Annotated in this window: 15 protein-coding genes and 1 tRNA gene; 12 read left to right on the forward strand and 4 right to left on the reverse strand. The window is 50.9% G+C overall.

What is annotated here, in order from left to right; translation table 11 throughout:
* The 12 genes from MSL71_RS21230 to MSL71_RS21285 all read left to right on the forward strand — a co-directional run bounded on the left by MSL71_RS21230 (position 1) and on the right by MSL71_RS21285 (position 15712).
* Entirely contained in the window at positions 1-1215 is a 1215-nt protein-coding gene (locus MSL71_RS21230) for a glycosyltransferase family 4 protein (protein ID WP_180144558.1), read from the forward strand.
* A 127-nt stretch (positions 1216-1342) separates the two neighbouring features.
* Positions 1343-2353 carry a radical SAM protein gene (locus tag MSL71_RS21235; RefSeq protein ID WP_180144561.1) on the forward strand — a complete coding sequence of 337 codons (1011 nt, stop codon included), beginning with the start codon at positions 1343-1345 and terminating at the stop codon, positions 2351-2353.
* A gap of 14 nt (positions 2354-2367) precedes the next feature.
* A complete protein-coding gene (locus tag MSL71_RS21240; RefSeq protein WP_180144564.1) occupies positions 2368-3474 on the forward strand; it encodes a glycosyltransferase family 4 protein in 1107 nt (368 codons plus the stop codon).
* A 137-nt stretch (positions 3475-3611) separates the two neighbouring features.
* Positions 3612-4718 (forward strand): non-hydrolyzing UDP-N-acetylglucosamine 2-epimerase, encoded by a 1107-nt coding sequence (gene wecB / locus MSL71_RS21245; protein ID WP_180144567.1) that lies wholly within the window; start codon positions 3612-3614, stop codon positions 4716-4718.
* Positions 4719-4745: 27 nt separating this feature from the next.
* Positions 4746-7091: an O-antigen ligase family protein gene (locus tag MSL71_RS21250; protein ID WP_180144570.1), complete on the forward strand. Its 2346-nt coding sequence runs from the start codon at positions 4746-4748 to the stop codon at positions 7089-7091.
* A 114-nt stretch (positions 7092-7205) separates the two neighbouring features.
* Positions 7206-8648, forward strand: coding sequence for a sugar transferase (locus tag MSL71_RS21255; protein ID WP_180144573.1), 1443 nt, complete (start codon positions 7206-7208; stop codon positions 8646-8648).
* A 148-nt stretch (positions 8649-8796) separates the two neighbouring features.
* On the forward strand, positions 8797-9183 hold the full coding sequence (locus MSL71_RS21260; RefSeq protein WP_180144576.1) for a hypothetical protein: 387 nt from the start codon (positions 8797-8799) through the stop codon (positions 9181-9183).
* Positions 9184-9966: 783 nt separating this feature from the next.
* Entirely contained in the window at positions 9967-10908 is a 942-nt protein-coding gene (locus MSL71_RS21265; RefSeq protein ID WP_180144579.1) for a hypothetical protein, read from the forward strand.
* A gap of 256 nt (positions 10909-11164) precedes the next feature.
* On the forward strand, positions 11165-12349 hold the full coding sequence (locus tag MSL71_RS21270; protein ID WP_180144582.1) for an outer membrane beta-barrel protein: 1185 nt from the start codon (positions 11165-11167) through the stop codon (positions 12347-12349).
* A gap of 144 nt (positions 12350-12493) precedes the next feature.
* Positions 12494-13030 (forward strand): polysaccharide biosynthesis/export family protein, encoded by a 537-nt coding sequence (locus tag MSL71_RS21275; RefSeq protein WP_281374540.1) that lies wholly within the window; start codon positions 12494-12496, stop codon positions 13028-13030.
* Position 13031: 1 nt separating this feature from the next.
* On the forward strand, positions 13032-15224 hold the full coding sequence (locus MSL71_RS21280; RefSeq protein ID WP_180144587.1) for a GumC family protein: 2193 nt from the start codon (positions 13032-13034) through the stop codon (positions 15222-15224).
* Between the two features lie 403 nt (positions 15225-15627).
* Positions 15628-15712, forward strand: a tRNA-Leu gene (locus MSL71_RS21285).
* A 215-nt stretch (positions 15713-15927) separates the two neighbouring features.
* Here MSL71_RS21285 and MSL71_RS21290 read toward each other — a convergent pair.
* The 4 genes from MSL71_RS21290 to speB all read right to left on the reverse strand — a co-directional run bounded on the left by MSL71_RS21290 (position 15928) and on the right by speB (position 21599).
* Positions 15928-16632: an N-formylglutamate amidohydrolase gene (locus tag MSL71_RS21290; protein WP_180144590.1), complete on the reverse strand. Its 705-nt coding sequence runs from the start codon at positions 16630-16632 to the stop codon at positions 15928-15930.
* Positions 16633-16760: 128 nt separating this feature from the next.
* On the reverse strand, positions 16761-18383 hold the full coding sequence (locus MSL71_RS21295) for a gamma-glutamyltransferase family protein (protein WP_180144593.1): 1623 nt from the start codon (positions 18381-18383) through the stop codon (positions 16761-16763).
* On the reverse strand, positions 18380-20536 hold the full coding sequence (locus tag MSL71_RS21300) for an ATP-grasp domain-containing protein (protein ID WP_180144596.1): 2157 nt from the start codon (positions 20534-20536) through the stop codon (positions 18380-18382). The genes MSL71_RS21295 and MSL71_RS21300 overlap by 4 nt, the downstream gene beginning before the upstream one ends.
* A gap of 184 nt (positions 20537-20720) precedes the next feature.
* On the reverse strand, positions 20721-21599 hold the full coding sequence (gene speB, locus MSL71_RS21305) for an agmatinase (protein ID WP_180144599.1): 879 nt from the start codon (positions 21597-21599) through the stop codon (positions 20721-20723).
* Positions 21600-21607: the final 8 nt, after the last annotated feature.

The raw sequence follows: 21607 nt of genomic DNA on the forward strand, positions 1-21607 counted from the left end.
ATGAAAATACTTCTAATAAACAAGTTTCTATATCCTAAAGGTGGTGATGCTATCAGCACCCTTACAACCGGCGAAGTTCTTTCGCAGAAAAAGCATGAAGTTTTTTATTGGGGAATGGAGCATCCTGATAATCCAAAGTATCAATACGAAGAGTATTTTGTTTCTAACGTAAGTTATGATAGCGATTCTGGATTTTTTCACAAGTCTAAGGCTGCAATGAATGTGTTGTATTCTTTGGAAGCCGCTCGTAATTTATCTGCATTACTAAAAGTTAATAAACCGGATATTGTTCATTTAAATAATTTTGCCCACCAAATTAGCCCGTCTATTCTGAGCGTAATAAAATCACATGATATTCCCATTGTTATGACCATGCATGATTATAAAATGGTGTGCCCCACCTATAGCATGCTTTGTGGTGGAAATGTTTGTGAAAAATGTCAAAATGGACAGTTTTATCACTGTGGGATAAAACGTTGTACGAAAGGTTCTTTTTTCAAAAGCCTTGTTAATGTGGTTGAAATGTATTTGCACCATGCGCTACTTAACATTTATGGCAAAATTGATCTTTATATATCTCCAAGTGAGTTTCTAAAAAGCAAAGTGACAGAGATGGGTCTGAAGGGGAAGATTGTCCATCTCCCCAATTTTGTTGATTTATCCTTGTTTAAGCCGAGCTTCGGGTTTTCAGAAAGACGAATAGTTTATGTAGGACGATTATCTCAAGAGAAAGGGGTGGAGACCCTAATTGATGCGGTTTGCGATAGCAACCTCCAGTTAACGATTATCGGTGATGGGCCATTGCGGGCTAAGCTCCAAGACAAGGTGGAGGCTCATTCAATAAGCAATATAGAGTTTCTGGGGTATATTTCTGGGCAAGCTCTTCATAATGAAATACAGAAGGCTATGTTTTTGGTGATTCCCTCGGAATGGTATGAAAATAATCCATTGACTGTAATTGAGGCTTTTGCTTTGGGAAAGCCAGTTTTAGGTGCCCGAATCGGGGGGATCCCCGAGCTGGTCAAAGATTGGGCTACTGGTTTGACTTTTACATCGGGGGATGTGGTTGATTTGAGAAATAAAATTCAATTGCTGGTACGTAATGAAGAAAAGCTTTTTGAAATGGGCCAAAACGCGAGGCTTTTTGTCGAGAAGGAGTTGAATGAAGATGTATTTTACAGGCAGTTGGTTAATATATACCAGAGTGTCATGTAGTACTGATGCAGCGTGCAAGTTTTCATTCTGCCTGCGCTCTATTTTTTAATTGTTCTATCGACAGGTTAATCTGGAATATTTTTACATCTGTCTTTGTATACTTATTGCTTAATTCTCAAGGGTAATTATGAAAAATATAATTCAAGGAAGTATCATAACGACTTTCAGATGTAATGCAAAATGTCACATGTGTAATATATGGGAGCATCCGACTTCTCCGTCAGAAGAAATTAAACCTGATATATTGGAGAAGTTACCCGATGGGCTTCGGATAAATATTACCGGTGGTGAACCTACACTGAGAAAAGATATTAATGATTTTTTCGAGATACTTTATCCAAAATCACATTTACTTGAGTTGAGTACAAATGGTTATAATACCGATAAAATTATAGAAATTGCTGAAAAATACCCTCGTATTCTAATTCGAGTAAGTATTGAAGGCTTACCTAAAATAAATGATAGCTTAAGAGGGCTGCCTGACGGGTTTGACCGGGCTTTGCGAACGATTTTAGAGTTGAAAAAAACCAAATGTACCAACATTGGTTTTTCCGTTGTCATATGCGATAAAAATGCTGACGATTTGGTAAAATTGCATGAACTGTGCTCATACTTAGATATTGAGCTTGGTAACTCAGTTATGCATAACTCATGGTATTTTCATAAATTTGATAATGTTGATGAAGACAAGCTCAAGGCTGTCAACATGGAAAGACAGTTCATAGCATCACTTCTTCAGTCTCCGCGTACAAATATCAAAGGTAAGTTTAAGGATTATGGGAGAGCTTATTTTAATAAAAGTATTCTGAAGAGGTTTTCCGGTGAGGAATCAAATTACCGACCTTTGTGTGGAGCCGGTGAGGACTTTTTTTTCGTAGATCCTTGGGGGAATGTTACACCATGTAACGGATCAGATGAGAAATGGGTTATGGGAAATTTGAAGGACTCATCGTTTGAGGATATTATGGGGTCAAATAGAGCAAAAGAGGCTATGAATAGAGTAAGATCCTGCAAAAAAGATTGTTGTTTTATCGTCACCGAGAGGCATGATATGGTACGTAAACCATGGAAGCCTATCTATTGGATAGCCCAGAATAAATTTAAATTAGCCTTCAATATTCCGACAGATTTTAAATAGCCAACGGTGGTCCGATGCAGATAGCAGTAATTGGTACTAGAGGTTTTCCAGGGGTTCAAGGTGGGGTTGAGAAACACTGTGAATCACTTTACTCTGTAATAGGGGGGATTCATCCTTGCTCACAGATTGTTGTCTACAGACGAAGACCCTATGTCCAAGAAATAAGTGCTGAAAATAAATACTCAAATATCAAATTTGTTGACCTCTGGGCTAAGAAAAATAAATACTGTGAAACAATTTTACACTCCTTAATAGCGACTTTTTGTTGTGCGGTTCACAGACCTGATATTGTACACGTGCATAATATTGGACCGGCTTTGGTATTGCCATTTTTAAAGTTGTTAAATATCAGGACAGTAGTAACTTACCATAGTGACAACTATAATCATGATAAGTGGGGGATGGTTGCCAAGAAAACTCTTAGGGTGGGCGAGTTTTTTGTCAGAAAACTGTCAGATGAAGTAATTACAGTATCACAAAATCAATTAAAAAAAGTCAACTCTGATAATGCTACGTTTATACCAAATGGTGTCGAACTGCCTAATGTTTCAAAAGCCGATGATTATATAAGAAAAATGGGCTTGGAATCAGTCGGCTACATTCTTGCGGTAGCGCGATTTGCCCCTGAAAAAGGCTTGGCGCTTCTCGTCGATGCTTTTCAGCGTCTCGATACAAACTTGAAACTTGTGATCGCTGGAGATTCAGATCATGAAAGTACTTATAGTCTGAAATTGAGGCGCATGATTGAAGCAGATGATAGAATTATCCATACTGGATATATAACTGGTAACGAACTAAATCAGGTTTTTTCACATGCAAGGTTATTTGTATTGCCATCTTTTCATGAAGGACTTCCAATAGCGCTTCTTGAAGCTATGAGTTATGGCCTGCCGGTTTTGGTTTCTGACATTCCTGCTAACATAGAAGTCGACCTTCCTGCTGAAAGGTATTTTAAGTGCGGTGATGTAAACGATTTGGTAAAAAAGTTGGATTTGCTGATTGATATCCCTCTAACCACCTCTCAATCTCGTGATTTAAAAATTCAGGTTGCCCAAAAGTACAATTGGCTTAGGATTGCCGAAAAGACGATGGCTGTTTACGAAAAAGCTCTTGCATCCTAAATCTGCTAATTTAAAAGCGTTTAAAAGTTTGGTAATGCAGTTTTTTTAAAGCTGTGTATTTTGTGGGTGCATGGACTCCATGTTTACGTGTGCCTCATTATTTTGTTTTTGATTTAAGTTTTGAAACGGAACTTCACATGAAAATAATACTTGTTGCTGGCGCCCGCCCCAACTTTATGAAAGTCGCCCCCATCATCCGAGCCATAAAAACCCGTCAAAACAACACGGCCATTGAGTACCGGCTTGTCCATACGGGGCAGCACTATGATGCGAATATGTCCGAAAGCTTTTTTGATGATCTCGGTATTCCTGCGCCGGATTATCACCTCAACGCTGGTGGTGGCTCCCATTCGGAGCAGACTGCAAAGATCATGGTGGCGTTCGAAAAGGTCTGTCTTGATGAAGCTCCTGATGTGGTTCTTGTTGTGGGAGATGTCAATTCCACCCTGGCGTGCAGCATTGTTGCCAAAAAGTTGTTGATCAAGGTTGCCCATGTGGAAGCGGGGCTTCGGAGTTTTGATCTGACCATGCCCGAGGAGATCAACCGGATGGTCACCGATGCCATCACGGATTACTTTTTTACCACAGAGAAACACGGCAATGAGAACCTGCTGAGGGAAGGGAAATCCGATGGCTCCATTCATTATGTGGGTCATGTGATGATCGATAATCTTCTTTTTCAGCACGCAAAGGTCCTCAACACCGAAGCCACCTCCTTTTCCAACCACGACCTCAAGAAGAGCTTGGGGAATTATCTGTTTTTGACTCTCCACAGGCCGTCGAACGTGGACAATGAGGCGAGGCTCCTTGATATTGTGGAAGCCTTGAATCAGGTGGCCGAAGAGACTCCCATTCTGTTTCCCGTGCATCCCAGAACCAGAAAAATGTTGGATTCTTTTGGCATCAGGATGTCCGAGCGAATTGTTCAGCTTGACCCCCTTGGCTACCAGGAAGCTCTTTATTTATGGAAGGACGCCTTGTGCGTCTTTACCGACAGCGGTGGGCTGCAGGAGGAGACCACGGGCCTGGGGGTTCCCTGCTTTACCATTCGAGACAATACAGAACGGCCCGTGACCGTGGAAGAGGGGACCAATACCCTCATCGGTACGACCGGTTCTAATATTCTCGCGGCCTATGGCGGCCTTAAGAAGGGGCATGTCAAGACGGGTTCAATGCCTGAGTTATGGGACGGCAAGGCAGCGCAGCGTATTGTTGATATTTTAATTGACGACGTCATTTCCTGATAATCCCCAGTTTTTCAGCTTTCATTCATGCTCTCCTTTTCTTACCTAATATTTCTTTTTCTTCTTATTTTCTCACCCCTTGCCTTCGGGGCCCGTGATCCATGGGCACTTTCGGTTATAGAGTGGGGCTGCGCCCTGGGTGCGCTACTCTATCTTGGTGTAACCAAAGGTAAGAAGAAATTGTACCGGGTCCCGGGACTGTTGCCTCTGGGGTTGTTTGCGGGCTGGCTCCTGTTTCAGGCCGTGCCTCTTCCTGTTGCTCTTGTTAAATGGCTTTCACCGGCCACCCATGCCATTTATCGGGAGAGCCTTGGGCCACTATACGAGGTCCGGTGGATTCCTCTCTCTGTTGACCCAGGGAAAACCTTGGCTGAGAGCTTTCGCTTCTCTGCCTATCTCCTGTTCTATTGGTGGGCCGTGCAGCTTCTTGCGGACCGGACAAAACTCAAAAAAACGGTTCTGGTCGTTGCCGGGCTCGCCGGATGCATGGCCGTCTATGCCATTGTGGAAACCCTTTTTACCAATGGGAAAATATACGGTTTTTATGCCGGGCCTGCTAACAACACACATGTGGGGCCGTATGTGTACCATAACCATTACTCTGGATTTATGGGGATGGTCTTGCCCATGGTGTTGGGGCTTTATCTCTACTACAGGCCCCAGGTAAGGTATGGATCCTGGAGAGAAAGGGTTGTGGAGTTCTGGAACGGAGCGGCAGGTCACCTTCACCTGCTGCTGGGTTTTACGGCTGTTCTTATGGGCACTTCAGTGTTCCTCAGCCTGTCCCGTGGGGGAATCATTTCTCTGTGTCTTTCCATGATTTGTTTGATCGGTTTTTTCTCTCTTCGCAAAGGGGGCTCCCGGCGAAAGAGGTTTGTATCATTGGCAGTTCTTTTGATGTTTCTTTCTGTTTCCTGGTTTGGCTGGGAGCCCGTTGTTGAACGGTTTGGCAGAGCCTTTAACGAAGAGGGAGAGTTGGTTAATACTCGTTTTAGCATCTGGGACGACACCCATGGCATGGTGAACGATTTTTTCCTTGCGGGCACCGGCCTGGGGAGCTTCGGGGCCATCTATCCGAGTTATCGGAGTCTGGGTGGTCATAAATTCGTGAGCCATGCCCATAATGACTATGTCGAGCTGCTGGCATGCGGTGGGGTCATTGGCTCTCTTTTGGTTGCATGCTTTGTTGTGGCGTTGTTTCGCGCGACGTGGATCATGTATCGCAGCCGTCGTGATCCCTATGCCCATTGTCTTTACCTGGGAGCCTTTGCAGGGCTTCTGGCGATTTTTTTCCACAGTGTGGTGGATTTTAATTTTTACAACAACGCAAACGGTTTGTTTTTTTTCTTTATGTGCAGTCTTGCCGTTGCAGCCTCCCATACGCGTATTCGCGGCAGACAGGAAACGTTTCTTACAGAGTCACCGCTGGTTCAGAAGCGGGCTGTGTGGTTTACGGCCGTGATTTTTCTGGGGCTTGTCAGTGTGTATCAGGGTGGTTTGCTCAGGGCATCCTCTTTGTTCAACCGTGTGGAGGGCACGGTCATAGAAGAGGATACCTCGGATGAAGAGGTTGAAGGTGTGATAGTCGCTCTGGGACGTGCAACACTGCTTGCTCCCATGGAATCCCTTTATCCCTTTGCCCTTGCACGAACTTTTGCATTTTACGGCCAGGATAAGGCCTTTGAAGAGCAATTAAAACGTGCTTTGTGGTTGTGCCCGGTAACCAGCTCTGTCCTCCAATACACCGCCCGATACCTGTGCCGGAAGAATCAAGTGGCCCTTGGGCGGCACTATTTTGAGATGGCGATTGCCCATGACACGGCAAACCCGGAAAGGCGCAAGATGTTCGCCGGTTGGTTGCTTGGCCGTGGGGAAACAGAAGAAGCTGTCGCGCATATGAAGCAAGCCATGCTTCTGAATACGTCAAGGCAGAACATCAAAGGGTGCGTTTCTCTGCTTTTGTACCACGGCGTGAGCAAAGAGGCCGTTTACGCGATGCTTCCTGAGCGAATCTATCCCCGCTTTGTGTTTGCCGACACGATGAGAGCCTTTGGGGATCATGACCTGGCGCGTGAAGTGACTGTTCGGGCACTGGATTATCTTGATACCGAAGACTCTCTAAGGCCTTGGTTTTTCACCAGGGTATACTGGGTCTATATGAAAGAAAAAGACTATGATATGGCGCTCTCTGTCCTGCAGAAAGCGTCTCAGTACTTTCCGGATCATGCGAAAATTCGTCTTCTCATCGGAGATACCTATGTGAAGATGGGGATCCCGTACCGTGCTGTCGAGGAGTACGAGCGGGTGTTGATTGTTGACCCGGACAACCGAAGAGCAACGGCAGGGCTAAAGCGGCTGTCGTCCTACCTTTGATTTGGTGATTGAGTTGTTGATGAACCGAAGCATTCTCCCCCCCTTAGCGTTTATGGTATCGGCACAAAAGGTGCCTTTTTTGGTGCGTTTGTATCAGAAAACCGAGGGATTCTCATGCTTAAAGAAAAGAACAGGGTTATTGTCCGGTTTCATCTCTTTATCGATGTGTTGATAACGATGCTGGCCTTTGTGGGGGCCTACTTTACCAAAAAATACCTGCTTCCCGGTGGGGCAGGGGGGCTGTCCACGGCTCCTAACTATTACACCCTTCTTTTTATGGTGACGGTTATCTGGGGGCTGACGTTTCAGGCCTTCAATTTGTATGAGCCCTATCGAAAACGAAGCCTCATGCAGGTTCTGGTTAACGCCACACAGGCCGTTTGCTTTAGCCTGCTGGTATTTGGGGCCGTTTTATATGCCTTGAAAAACCATGACGTAAGTCGCGGTATGATTCTTCTTTTCGGCGGCCTCAACATGGTGATGCTTTGTGTCAGCAAGGCCATAATCTATCTGGTGCTGGTTAGGATCCGGAAGCGTGGGTACAATACGCGAAATATCCTGGTTGTGGGGAGCCTTGAGCGAGCCAGGGATATCCTGAGGAAAATTGAAAAACAGAAGGGCGCAGGGTACACCATTCAGGGGTGCCTGGATGTCGATTCCCATCGCATCGGTCAGGAGGTTATTCCCGGTGTAAAGGTTCTCAATAATGTGGAACGGCTTTCCGATATCCTCAAAGAAACTGTGGTGGATGAGCTGATCTTTGCCATGCCGCTGAAGTTGATTCCCAGGGCGTCAGCTTATTTGACCCTTGCCGAAAAAATGGGCGTGAGCGTCCGTATCGTACCGGACTGGCAGATTCACAACCTGGTATACAAACCTGGAAACGCGTCAGTATCCTTTGAGACTTTTCTTCAGATTCCCACCATGAAGATGCATATGATCTCTTCGGACAGTGTGGGGCTGATGCTGAAAAACGTGTATGACTATGTTTTTTCCTGCGTGATGCTGATCGCTTCGCTGCCTTTTTTTCTTGTGGTTGCTGTGGCTATAAAAATAATCTCTCCCGGGCCGGTTTTTTATAAGCAAAAACGTATGGGCGTCAACGGACGGCTTTTCGATATCTATAAATTTCGCACCATGGTCGTGGGGGCGGATAAAATGCTGGATGATCTTAAGGATGCCAACGAGGCCGACGGCCCGGCTTTTAAAATAAGAAAAGATCCCCGGGTAATTCCGTATGTGGGAACTTTTTTAAGGAAAACAAGCATGGATGAGCTCCCCCAGTTGATCAACGTGGTGCGTGGGGAAATGAGCCTCATCGGGCCCCGGCCGCCCATTCCGAGCGAGGTGAGTGAGTACGAGCTGTGGCAACGCCGAAGGCTCTCCATGAAACCAGGAATGACCTGTATCTGGCAGGTGACCCCCAACCGCAATGATGTCAGCTTTGAGGGGTGGATGAAGATGGACTTGGAGTACATAGACAACTGGTCCTTAGGATTGGACGCAAAGATTTTTCTGTCCACCATCAGGGCTGTTTTAACGGGGAGTGGGCGTTAGTCGTTAAACTTTGCACTGCCCGTTGGTGTGCTGGGTGCACTCGACTCGTGAAATATCCGGGCTGGGTTACCGATGAGTTTTTATGACTGATTAATGCTGGGGTATCCGATGTCTGGGTGGCCCCAAAAAACTAAGGCCTGACTCTGGCGTGGGAAAACTGGCGGGACATTTGGACCAGGAGCCATATGCAACGGCTGATCCTTTTACCTGGGAGGATGTCTGGATCATTGCCGTGAGTATGGCGGAAGGTTTGGAGCTGGACGGTCTGCATGTGAAAGTCGTTGAAGCGATCACCGAAACCGTTCTTTTTGAGTGGCGGTGGTGTGCAGGCAATGTTACGCCGTTTATGAGGAGAGAGAACGAAACGGGGTTCCTGGCGGGTTTTGTGGTGCCCCTTGAGAACGGCAGCAAGGTGGAAATTCTTTTTGAAAGGGATAAGAGTACCCATTCGGCAGTTTCCATCCAAAAGCACATTGAGTTTCTGAAAGAATTTCTTGTTCTGCAAATATCTCGATTTTGTTTCAGGGAAAGTTAGTTGAGTTTTGAATCGCCTTTGGCTAAGGCCTCATTGTTATGAGTAAAATGGGCCTTGTTTGGTTTTAGGCTTTACTCTGTAAATAAGGTCGAAAATACTTGTGCGTTTTCGCGTGTTATGCTTAAGTGTCTATGAATTATCCCCCCTGCTGTCAACCGGGCCTGCTGTCTGCCTGGTGAGAATACTCTGTAGTGAAAAATATCAAAACAAAATGAAGAACGACGCCTTTGTATCGACGGTTTCGGGCCTTGCTGGGGTGCTGTGAACGTGGGGTGTGCTGTACCCTGATTTTGCGCTATGTCACCATTTTTCTATGGGTTATAGCCGCCAGATCGTCGATTGTGTTGAACACACCTTATTGCTCCGCCGTTTTGAAAGGTTAACGTTAGAGTATGCGGTCCAGGCACCTGATTTGCCATGCTGTGTATGCATCATTTTTAACATGGGCCATATTTGCAGACAGTGCGAAATATGTCGCTTGGTCTATTGGCGACAAAGCCATTTAACTTCGGTTGAACGCTTTGTGTTTAGCCCGGATATTTCACGAATCGAGTGCACTCATGTTCAACACTCTGATGACGCAGAAGATGGGTGCACTCGGCTCGCCCGAAGGGTGAGAAAATCGAGCACAAAACCGTGAATTACATTTTGTATTTTGAAATGTCTGATTTTTCACAATAACCACCCGTAATAAAATTCTATTGTTGCGATCGGGCCGTTTTCTCATGAAATATCCGGGTTAGGGGCGGTCGACTTGTTTAACTCATGCGTCAAGGGGGCACCATGAAAAAGTGGGTTGTTGTCATTATGTCGGTATGTTTGGTTTTTGGCGCGGTTTCGCTAAGTTTTGGGGAGCCGGAAGAAGGACCGGTTTGGAAGACTGTCTTGAACGATGCCATTAAGTTCGGTGGCGTCTCAGATTCTACCATGATGCAGGAAGCACTGCAGTTCGCAATGACCAATAACATTGCGTTGCCGGAGTTTCTTTCCGAGGTCAACACGATCAGCCCCGCAGCCGTTGAGGTGGCATTGACCGCAAGTTTTAAGGTGGTTGACGATAAGGGTGCTGTTATCGCCGCTGCTTCCGGTATCAATGCCGATGTCGGGACCGTGGTGACAGCAGCCATTGCCGCCGACGTTCCTGCCGGCGAGATTGTTACGGAAACAGTGAAGGCGGATCCTTCGTCTGCAGGAAAGGCCGTTGGCGCTGCCATTGCAGCCAACGCATCGGCCACCGAGGTTGTTTCAGCAGCCGTGGCAGCCGATCCTACCACTGCGGGTGACGCGGTCGCAGCTGCGGTGGGGGCCGGGGCTCCGGCCGGTGACGTTGTCGCTGCCTCAGTCAAAGCAGACCCCACAACGGCAAGCACCGCGGTTACCTCCGCCCTTGATGCAGGTGCACAGGCGGATGAGGTTGTTTCGTCTGCCGTCACGGCGGATCCGTCCACCGCGAGTTCGGTGGTGGCAGCAGCCATTGATGCAGGTGAAAATGTGCTGGAGGTTGTGGGAAGCGCCATGGATGCCGGGGCGACTTCAGAGCAGATTACGAACGGGGCCGTCGCAGCTGGCCTGACGGCTGACGCGGCGCAGGTAGCCATGGATACGGCCAATGAGGCTCAGACCTTTACCACCGAAGCGGACGATGCCGAAGAAGACAACACTCCGGTAAGCCAACCGCCCGTTGCCATTGATGATCCGCCTTCCGAGGATGCCAGCCCCAACTGATGCAGGGAACAGATGGCGGGGAGGGAAGTCAGAGGCTCTTTCGGGGGGCATGGATTCCCATTGGTCTCAAATCTCTCCTCTTCTGAAGAGTCACGGGAAAAAGGCATATTGCCAAGGGCGTGCTGCTTACCATCTTGTATATTGCGAAAATGATTTTTCGGTGACTGGTTCTCAGCCTTTACCATAAAACATAGGTGAAAAAGTGAAACGAACGACGTGGATAGGGTGCGCATTTGGGATTGTGGTGTTTCTGCTAATGACCACTTCAGGGTGGTGTGATCTTTTCTCCCAGGATATGTTCGGGCTTGAGTCGGATACGATTCATCCCTTTCTCTCCTTTTCCGGGGAGTACACGGACAACGTGTTTGCCACCAATGATGATGAAGAAGATGACCTGATCAGCTACATCACCCCAGGGGTTTGGCTGGCCCTTCCCGGAGCCGATGCTGAGGTGATCAACATTGCTGCTTCCAGCTCCGTACCGGGCGGCATGGCCCAGACCCGTTTCCAGAACGAAGAGATGGGCAGGTACCAGGGCTTTTTCAGGTATGCTCCCACCTTTGAAAACTATCTGGATATAGACGATAGGGATTTTATCTACCATAGACTGGATGCCTACGCGGCCCTGAACCTTGCCGGAGGTCTCTCCTTTGAATTGATGGACCAGTATCAGGACTCCCGGGACGATGTTGAGGAAGAGACGGACAGCGCCGAGTTTAACAACAACCTGTTGGCCCTCACCACCTCCTATGCCATCACCGATAAACTGAAAGCGCGTGTGGATCTTGGGTACTACGATGTGAACTACAACTCGGACGCTCCGGAAAAGGATCGTAAAGATATAAGCGTATCAGGGTTTGTTCTGTTTGATATCCGGCCCAAGACAACCATTTTCGGTGAAATGTCCCACACGGATATTGACTACGATACGGCAAATGTGGACAGTACGGAATTCAAGGTGTTTGCAGGGGTTAAATATGATGCCAGCGACCGCATCAATGCCATGGGCAAGATCGGCTACGTGGAGAAGGACCTTGACGAACTTGACGAAACAGACGATACCCTCGGCCTCGAAGCATTCATCAGTTACGATTTAAGTGATCGTATCGATCTGAGCGCCAATGCGAAAAGGGGAAACCAGGAAACCACCACAAGCCGTTTTGTTACGGAAAGCGTGTTCAGCGTGTCCGGCACCTACAGCCTGACTTCGCGCATCAGTTCAACGCTTTACCTTGCTGCCATGGAGGAGGAGTACAAGAAGATCGACAGGGACGATAGCACCTATAAGATCTCGCCGTCCGTTAAATACCAGTTCAATAATAGGATTTTCGGAAGCCTGGCTTATATGTATACCGATCGGGATGCCTCCGGTCAGGATACGAGCGCCCAGAGCGATTATACGGAAAACAGCGTGATGCTGACCATAACGGCTTCGATGTAAGGGGACTGCAGGGCTGAGGGGAACAAAGGGATGCGGTGTCGGTCGGTTCGGTCAAGACCTTGCCTGCCGGTGCCGCCTGGTTTGGTTTTCCCCTTAGCCTTTGCCCTTTGCAGGTTGATGACATTTTTACTATCGAAGGGTCTTATGAGAAATACAGCAGTACTTTTGATTTTCGTCTTGTTCTTGAGTCCTCTTTGCACGGCTTCTGCACAGAATTTCCGGGTCGGCAAAGGGGATTTGTTGTCTATCAAGGTGTATGAGCACGAAGATCTGAGCATGAATGTGCGGGTGAGTGCCGACGGCACCATCAAGATGCCTTTTATCGGCAGCGTAAAGGTGAGTGGACTGACCGGGGAAGAGATTTCCGAGCACCTGATGCGGCTGTACGTGGATGAAGAGTATCTGGTGAACCCTCAGATCAATGTCTTTATCGATGAGTACCGCAGCCGGAAAGCCAATATCCTTGGGCAGGTGACTGAACCGGGGCGGTATGAGATCGACGAAGACACCTCCATCATGGTCCTTGTCACCATGGCATCGGGGTTCACGCGCAGGGCGTACAAGAAAACGGCTCAGGTCATCCGCCGGGTCGACGGGGAAAAGCAGATTCTCGAAGACGTTGATATGGGTGAGAAGGTAATCCCCGGAGACATCATTGTGATACAGGAGAGTTTTTTCTGATATGGAAGAAAGAGAGATCCATTTACGCGATTACTGGCGGGTGATTCAAAAGCGACGGCTGACTGTCCTGACTTTTTTTATTTTAACTCTGGTCCTGACGATCATCGGGGTGTTTACCTCCAATCTGGAACCCACCTGGGAAGCCACGACCCGGCTTTTGATCGAAAAAAACGAAAGCTCTTCACCCATCATTGAGTCCCAGGGCTATGTGCGCTGGGATCCCCAGTTCCTTGAAACCCAGTTTCAGATCATTCGAAGCAAGCCTGTTGCCGTTAAGGTGGTGGAGAGGTTGGGGCTTGCCACGCGCTATGGTTCCTGGTTTCTGGAAACCGATGAAGAAAAGGGCTCGTTGTGGGAAGACGCCGTTTCGTGGGGCAGGGACGTGATGAAATCATTTTCCGCCACGGAAGAGCAGGACGAGGGGCTGGAAGGGGCATCCATCACCAATGAGGATATCATCGCCAACGCCTTGATCGAAGAGCTGAAGATCAAGCCAACCAAAGACAGCAAGATCGTCAACATCAGCTATGAGTTCGACAACCCGGTTATTGCATCCATGGTGGTGAACGCCTTTACCCGTGCCTACATGGATGAACTCCTTGAAATGCGTATGAAAGCCACCGGGTATACCGTGGAGTGGATGAGTAAGAAGGCCGAAGAACAGCGAAAGCAACTTGAAGCCGCGGAAAAGGCCCTGAACGCCTACATGCGCCAACAGGACATCGTGGCCATCGAAAACAATATCAACATCGGGCCCCAGCGTGTTAACGAACTCTCGGCTAAAATGACCGTGGAGGAGACCCGCAAAGAAGAGCTTCGGGCCATTAGCGAGAGGCTGCGTACTGTCACAACCGAAGAGGCCCTTACCGTTCCGGCTGTATCGGATGATGAGGCCATTCAGGATATCCGCCGTGACCTGGTCAAAGCAGAACAGACCATCCTGGAGCATTCCAAAAAGTACGGGCGACGTCATCCGGTGATGATTCGCAGCACCAATGAACTTGCCCTCCTTCAAGACAAACTCGCCACGGAAACCAAGCGGGTGATCCAATCCATCCAGAACAACTATGAGATGGCCCGTGAAAATGTGAAAAACCTCAAGGCACAGCTCCTGGCTGCCAAGAGTGAGGCCATTACCCTGAGTGAGAAATATGTGCAGTACAAGATTCTCAAGCGGGATGTGGAGACCTATCGCCATCTGTACAACGCCCTTATCGCTAAAATCAAAGAGCAGACCCTTTCCGAAGAGGTTCAGACAGTCAGTGTCTGGACCGTGGAAGCGGCTGTCCCCCCTGTGGAGCCGGTAGATACGCATCGTGCCCGCAATCTCCTGCTCGGGGTGCTGCTCGGGTTGTTTGGCGGTGTCGGGCTCGCCTTTTTTGTGGAGTATCTGGACAACACCGTTAAGTCTGTTGAGGAAGTCGAAGAGCGTTTTGAGTTGCCTGTGCTCAGCGTGGTGTCCCAAATGGATGCCAAGGAAGGGCGTATCGAGACGGTTCTGAAAGAGGCTCCTTTGTCCAGTGTTTCAGAGAGCTACAAGTCCCTGAGGGTGGCCCTGATGCTCACGAGTAAAGACACCCCGCCCCAGAGGATTCTCTTTACCAGTATGGCCCCTGCGGACGGAAAGACCACCACCGCTGTGAACCTGGCTACGGCCCTTGCCAACAGCGGGAAAAAGGTACTGATTATTGACGGGGACCTGAGAAAGCCCAACCTTGGAAATCTGCTGGGCCTCACCAGCGAAGTGGGCCTCAGCACCTACCTGAGCGGCAACAGCGATGAATCCGTTGTTGTGAAGACAGATGTCGAGAACCTCCATGCGGCCCTGGCCGGACCGGTGCCGCCCTTGCCTTCGGAACTCCTCAGCTCTGAGCGTCTCAAGGCCTTTCTGGACTCAATGTCGAAGGTTTACGATATGGTGGTGATTGACTCGCCTCCCGTCATGCCTGTGTCGGACAGCCTGATCCTGAGCCGCCTTGTGGATACCACGGTGGTGGTGGTACGCGCCGGCAGGACCACCTACGACATGCTGGACCGCGGTCTCAAGGCCATGGAGCATGTGGGGGCTGACGTAAAGGGCCTGGTGATTAACGGGGCAGGGAAGAAAAACGGCGGTTACTACTATTATGGTTATGGCGCTTATTACGGGGGCTATGCCTACGGAGGGGATGACAGGCAGAAGGCCTGTGGGTAAACGATCAATTGCTTATACGGGTGCCGGGTGACCTTCCGGTGATTCCATAAAAAAAAAGCGGAATGCATGTTTCATGCATTCCGCTTTGCTTTTAAGGCCAAGCCGTTCGGAGGTGAGCTATGGCAGTAGACCCTCGCTGAACGGCTTGCAGGGGACCGTATGGCTGCCACCATCAGTCACACCTGTTTATACACTACCGTAAAATGGGGGAGGGGTCAACGTTAAATTCAAGACTGGCGCACTTTTCAGGGATTGGCCCACCCTGGTACGGAATGACGTGAAAGGGTAAAAAACGGGTTGACAGCATGCTGCCGGGACTGTATAAAAACGTGGTTTTTCAGACCCTCATTGGTCGTTGCAAATGGAAATGAGGTCCTGTATAAAGTAACAACATGAACAGCATGCCGAAGTGGTGGAATTGGTAGACACGCTAGATTTAGGATCTAGTGCCGCAAGGCGTAGGAGTTCAAGTCTCCTCTTCGGTACCAAATAATAAAAAGAAGGGGTTACGACTATTCGGTCGTAACCCCTTTTTTTGTTTTTAAGGCCGCGTGAGACATGTTTGCGGCACCCGCACAGTCGGTCTACATGGTCCTTTAACCTTGGTGTGTAGTTTCGATTACCTCAAAATTGAGGCTGCCTTGTCAAAGATGGGAACGGGCGACCGTGGATGGTGCGAGAGCGAGCGGGACAATATTTGTGATTAAAAGCGAGTGATTTCAATAAATCGTTGCAACATCTCTAAGACAGCTTCTCCTTTTTCCGTGTGGGGTATCCACGGCTCCCGTGATATTTCAAGCTGAATCCAGGGCATTTCCCGGCCGTGGCATTGGGTAATCCAGCCACCGGAAAATGGCGTGTTGATGGTAACGTCGGGGTCAATATGGCGCGCTGCGATTTCAGCCATGGATTCAACCCAAGGGCGTGGAGCGGCCGAGTGGTTGTTGTTCCCGAGGCAGATGCGCGGGCGTCTGGAGCCGGGATCCGATGCAATGGGTGGCGCGTGTTCTGCCATGGTGTGGAGATCGAGACCCAGGGCGATGGCCGGTGTATTGGCAAGTTCACTGAGAGATGCGTGATAGGGCCTGTGGTACCTCCGAATGAGCTCCTTGATAAGGCGTGGAGGAAGCGGCTCCGAATAAATGGGGATATCCCAGCAGGTATGGGTTTTGACAACGCCGTCGCGCGAGATATCCTTTTCTTTTCTGTTCAGGTCCACAAAGGCCCGAGCGATGTGCGTCTCCGTATATGATGCCATAAAGGGCCGGAGGGGCATGGCAATATCCCGGGCCCCTTCATCTCCGTCCTGCTGAATCTCCTTTGGGGAGAGCTGGCACAGGTGACGGACCTCCGCAGGGACGTCAAGGCCTCCATGGGGCAGCGAAAGAGCGATGGGAAGGCGTTTCATGGTAACGCTCCTGATTTTTTCTGAACACCGCAGTCCATTTCGTGATCATGTATGCGGTATCGAGCCAATAAGCGTGATATCCCCAGCGATATCTCAGGTAATGAGTTGAAAAGCGCACAGAATCGTTTCTAATCAGGGCCTTGGGCGGAACCGTCACGCCGTGGGTCTGCAACACCAAGGTATGTCCCCCCTTCAGACATCACCAGCTGAATACTTCCCAGGAAAAAAGAGTAGGGGTCCCGGACTTGAAGATCGAATCCATGTCGGGAAAGCATCGGCCCGATATCGCTTCGCATGCGGGTGCCTTCCAGTGAGACTTTACCTTTGATGGATACGTGCATGCGGGGTGCTTCCACGGCCGTGTAAGGCGTGTCTCCCCGGAAAAGGCGAAGAAGGACCTGGAGTACGGCCGAGACGATGCGCTCCGAACCCGGTGAACCGATGGAAAGCCAGGGTTCCCCGGTTTTCAACAGGATGGTGGGAGCAACAGAAGCCCATGGCACGGCGTTGGGCCTCAGGTAGTAGGGGTGGGTGATGTCTCGGTATTCAAAGGCGCTCATGTAGTTGTTGTAGAGAAAGCCTAACTTTGGCGAGGCGGAAAAGGAGCCGTAAACCCGTTCGATGGATTGGGTAAGTGCCACCATGTTGCCATGGGCATCGATGGTGGAAAGATGGGTGGTCTCCCCCGAGGATTTGATGCGTCGGTGGATGCGTTTGGCCGCTCGAGCCGCATAGTCCTTGTGGGTGATATCTTCGTCGAGTTCCAGCTCCTGGGCGAAAAGAGTGGGGTCTGCAGGGCGGTCCGATCGGTCTATGTTGGCCTTTCGGATGATATGAGCCAGCAGGAGCACCCCCCTTGGTGTGTCGATGATTTCAGGAAGCTCGGGAAAGTGCTCCAGAAGATTGATGGCCTCGATGAGGGTGCGTCCTGCTCCCGGGGGGCCGAAGGTGAAGACCTCGGCATCTCCGAACGGGGTAATCAGGGGCTGACGTTCCACGGGCCAGGGGATCTGGGCCAGGTCGTCGTCTCTCAACAGCCCGTTGTTCGATTCCATGTCATCGTGAATGAGCTGGGCGATCTCTCCCTGGTAGAAGTCTTCGATACCCTCTTTGGCTAAATGTTTCAGGGTTCCGGCCAAGACGGGTTGTTGAAAGATGGCCCCGATGGGGTACGGGGTTTTGCCCCCTTTCAGGAAAAAGGGGGCTCCACTGTGGGATTTCAGGTGTTTGAGCTCTCGGCGTGTCAGATGGTGCTGGAGCGGAGAGATTCGGTACCCTTTTTCTGCCAGTTCAATGGATGGGGCCAGCACCTCGTCAAGGCTTTTGGTTCCGTAATGCTTCAGCGCGTGAAAAAGCACGGCCGGGGTGCTGGGTACCGTGGTGGCACGATGTCCGCGAAGCTGCTCGGCTCGCTCGAGCTCCCCCGGAGGTGTTCGGTTAGGAGCTCGGCTGCCTCCGTCCAGGCAAAAGGTGCGTTCGGTCTCCGTGAGATGCAGGGTGAGCATGGTCTGTCCACCCAGACCTGAGGCGGCGGGCTCTACCACCCCCAATGCAAAGGCGACAGCCACGGCAGCATCCACGGCATTGCCCCCGGCCGCAAGCATGGTACGGCCGGCTTCGGTGGCCAGGTGGTGCTGGGATGCCACCATTCCTTTTGCCGAAACCCCGACACGCTGTGGATAGTGAATTCGCTTGTCGCTGGGGTCCACCAGGTCTGTATCCAGAAATCGGCGTGTGTGCTGCTGAATCATGAGGTCTCCGTGATGTTGAGTAGAAACTGGGCCAAAAGCAGTGAACGCTGAACCAGGCTGATTCGGGAGACCGATTCCTGGCTGGTGTGAAGACTCCGCGCCACGGGTCCCATGCCGCAGAGTACCGGCGTGGGGGGTAAAACGAGGCCTGCAGCCGATGGCCACAGAGAGGAATCTGTGGACAGCGGGATATCCCAGGCATCGGCCGTCATTTTTACGTCGTTGTACAGGGCTGTGTTGAGCTGGTCCGAGACCATGGGCGGTCGGTCTGAGAGCCGCAGCAGATTCCACTTCACGCCGCTGCCTTTAAAAAGGGCCTTTAATTTTCGCTCCGTCTCTTCAGCATCCCCGATGGTGGGGTAGGAGACCTGGAGCACGACCTGGACCCGGTGGGGCAGGCGCCGGGGAAATGCCTCTGTCTTGATGTCCACTGCCGAGATCCCGATGCGGTTTCTGCGGTTGGACAAAGCAGTGGCCGCATCAAGCTTTTTGTAAAGGACGCGCATAACCTCGGGAGATCGTGTTGCCTCCCCAAGGCGAAGGGATTTTCCTTCCACCACAAGGCGGTATCGTCTCTGCCCGCGCCTGGAGTGGATGACGCAGTCCCCCGAAATCCCGGGATTGAGAAGGATGGCACGGGAAGCTCCTGCACAGGCCTTGGAGATGATCTCGGCGCTCTCTTCGCAGTCTCTGCCTTCATCGGTGTAACAGATGACGCCGATGCGGGACCTGGCAAGTTTCCGGACGTGTTTGAGGGCCCGTAAGGAGAACTCAAGCTGAGCAAGGGGTGCCCGTGATGTCCCGATCCCTTCACCGTACAGCCATTCCGGGTCCCTGCGAAAGCGTTCTGCCCCAAGGCCCGGGTTGACCGGGACATCAAGGTGCGTAATGAGCACGGTGCCCCCATGGGTACCCCGAGAACCCTCCCAGGTCCAGACATCGCGGTGGTCTGTGAATTCACGGACCTGGCGCAGGCCGATATCGGTCAGGGTTTCATCAAGCCGGTCGGCAGCCACGCGGATGCCCACCGCGTCATCACTGCGTGAGGACACATCCGTCCAGCTTTCCACACGTTTTTCAAGCTGGTCCCGTCGCTCGGTAAGGTAAGCGAAGATGCCTTCGGCAGGGTCTTTGATACGCTTGGTCAACTGGGGAGGGTGGGGCGTACCGAAGTAACGGGCCGACGCCACTTCCACCAACCGATTGGTCAGGACGGGAAAGCTCATGCCCATGGCTTCTGCTGCCGCCACGTAAGAACCGTGTTCTCCAAGGCTCGGCAACGAGTTTATTTCCAGGATATACAGGTTCCCCTCAGCGTCCATGCGCATGTCCACACGGGCGCAGTCGTAACACCCCAGGGCCTCAAAAGCGCCTTTGGCGATGGCAATGGCTTTCTGTTCCGTGGCGTCATCAATGGGGGCAGGGCACACCACGTCGATTTTTCGGCCGGACTGCTGCTTTTTGTCCTCCATGGTGTAGATTTTGGGGCCCTGGGAGGGAAAGACCAGCTCAGCCGGTCGGAATGCTTCCACCTGGGCACCGTTTCCGAGCAGTCCAACGTTTATCTCCCGCCCTTCGATATAGCTTTCGGCAAGGACATCCTGGCCGAATTCATCAAAGATGGCCTGGGCCGCGTCCCTGAGTTCCTCTTCGGTATTGACGATTTTGATACCGAAGGAGACCGCCTCGTTTTTGGGCTTGACGATGATGGGAAAATCGAGGTCGGGCATGGCAAACCCCGGCCCTTTGAGCACGGCAAATTTCGGGGTGGGAAGGCCGTTTTGCACAAAGATCATTTTGGCCACCACCTTGTCCAGCGCCAGGGAGTGTGCAAGGGGCCCGGAGCCCACATAGGGTACGCCCACCATCTCCAGAATACCGGGTACATGGGTGTAGCGGGCCTGTCCCTGGATTCCGTAGGAGAGGTTAAAGGCCATGCCCGGTCGCTCCCCTTTGAGGGCCCGGGGCATAAACTCTTCCAGATTGTCGATTAGGTCTTTGTCCCCTTCGAGGGCGACGACCTGATGGCCGTTACGCTTCAGGGCGTTGACAATACGTTGAATGGCCGCGAGGCCGTACTTCTCCCGGTTGGAGACGCCAAAAAGGTTGATGACCTTCTGGGACTCCCTGTTGTAAATGACGGCGATTTTCACCGGCAGGTCTCCACATGTTTTAGGTAAAGTTGACGATGGCTCTGTGATGAAGATGTGAAAAGCTGAGCTGAATTACACTACCTTTTTGACGCTGGCAATAAAAAAATGAGCCGAGCTAATAAATTGAAGATTCAATGGAATTATCAATCGTTGGCCCGGTTAATGCAAGGCTGTTTTTTTCTTGTTAAAGCGATTCTTTTATTGCACTTCGGCTGACGAATCCCATGGTGTCGTAAACGAGTCTCGCGGCCGTAAAATCGGGGAAATGAAGCCCCTTGACCGGGGCCAGTTCCACCACATCAAAGCCAGCCACCCTGCGGCCTGATACGGCCTTTTCGATGATCTCGTGGCACTGGTACCAGGTGATCCCCCCGGGTTCCGGGGTGCCTGTGGCCGGCATGACGGAGGCGTCGAGCCCGTCCACGTCGATGGTGAGCCAGATTCGCTCCGGGAACCCGTCGGGGAGCATCTGCTCGGGGATGCCGTGTTTGGCGATGTCCCGTGCGTCCAGGTAATGGACGGGATGGCTTTTCCTGAAAGCCACCTCGGGTAGGGAGAGGCTTCGGATGCCCGCCTGGAACACGGTATGCCCCATGTCGCAGGCCCGCCGCATGACGCAGGCGTGGCTGTAAGGCGTCCCCTCGTAGGTGTCCCGAAGGTCGGCATGGGCGTCTATCTGGACAATGCCGATCTCTCCGAATGCCGCCCGGCACGCCTCAAGGGCCCCCACGGTTACGGTATGCTCTCCTCCCAGCAGGACGGGGAGTTTCCCCAACGCAAAAGAGCGTTCCACCACTCCTTTGATGCGTCCAACCACGTCACTGAGGGGGCCTTCCGTCTCCACGGGAGGTGCCGTCCAGATCCCATGTTCACTGGGGTTGGATACCCCGTCATACAGTTCCAGTTGGCTTGAGGCCCGCAAAATGGCCGAAGGCCCTTTTCCCGTTCCTCCGCCGTAGCTCACTGTCTGCTCCAACGGCACCGGGATGACATGAAACAGGGCCTCTTCCGGGGTTATTTCGTCCAGCTCCTCTTCAAGGAACCGGGGGTAGGTGTCGTGCATGGATTGAC

The organism is Desulfoluna butyratoxydans, assembly GCF_900699765.1.
GTDB classification, from domain to species: Bacteria; Desulfobacterota; Desulfobacteria; order Desulfobacterales; family Desulfolunaceae; genus Desulfoluna; species Desulfoluna butyratoxydans.

Coding starts and splice junctions, on each gene's coding strand:
- MSL71_RS21235 (WP_180144561.1), top strand. CDS start 1,343: ATGAAAAATATAATTCAAGGAAGTATCATAACGACTTTCAGATGTAAT.
- MSL71_RS21290 (WP_180144590.1), bottom strand. CDS start 16,632: ATGAAACGCCTTCCCATCGCTCTTTCGCTGCCCCATGGAGGCCTTGAC.
- MSL71_RS21280 (WP_180144587.1), top strand. CDS start 13,032: ATGGAAGAAAGAGAGATCCATTTACGCGATTACTGGCGGGTGATTCAA.
- speB (WP_180144599.1), bottom strand. CDS start 21,599: ATGCACGACACCTACCCCCGGTTCCTTGAAGAGGAGCTGGACGAAATA.
- MSL71_RS21265 (WP_180144579.1), top strand. CDS start 9,967: ATGAAAAAGTGGGTTGTTGTCATTATGTCGGTATGTTTGGTTTTTGGC.
- MSL71_RS21240 (WP_180144564.1), top strand. CDS start 2,368: ATGCAGATAGCAGTAATTGGTACTAGAGGTTTTCCAGGGGTTCAAGGT.
- wecB (WP_180144567.1), top strand. CDS start 3,612: ATGAAAATAATACTTGTTGCTGGCGCCCGCCCCAACTTTATGAAAGTC.
- MSL71_RS21250 (WP_180144570.1), top strand. CDS start 4,746: ATGCTCTCCTTTTCTTACCTAATATTTCTTTTTCTTCTTATTTTCTCA.
- MSL71_RS21275 (WP_281374540.1), top strand. CDS start 12,494: ATGAGAAATACAGCAGTACTTTTGATTTTCGTCTTGTTCTTGAGTCCT.
- MSL71_RS21295 (WP_180144593.1), bottom strand. CDS start 18,383: ATGATTCAGCAGCACACACGCCGATTTCTGGATACAGACCTGGTGGAC.
- MSL71_RS21270 (WP_180144582.1), top strand. CDS start 11,165: ATGACCACTTCAGGGTGGTGTGATCTTTTCTCCCAGGATATGTTCGGG.
- MSL71_RS21230 (WP_180144558.1), top strand. CDS start 1: ATGAAAATACTTCTAATAAACAAGTTTCTATATCCTAAAGGTGGTGAT.
- MSL71_RS21255 (WP_180144573.1), top strand. CDS start 7,206: ATGCTTAAAGAAAAGAACAGGGTTATTGTCCGGTTTCATCTCTTTATC.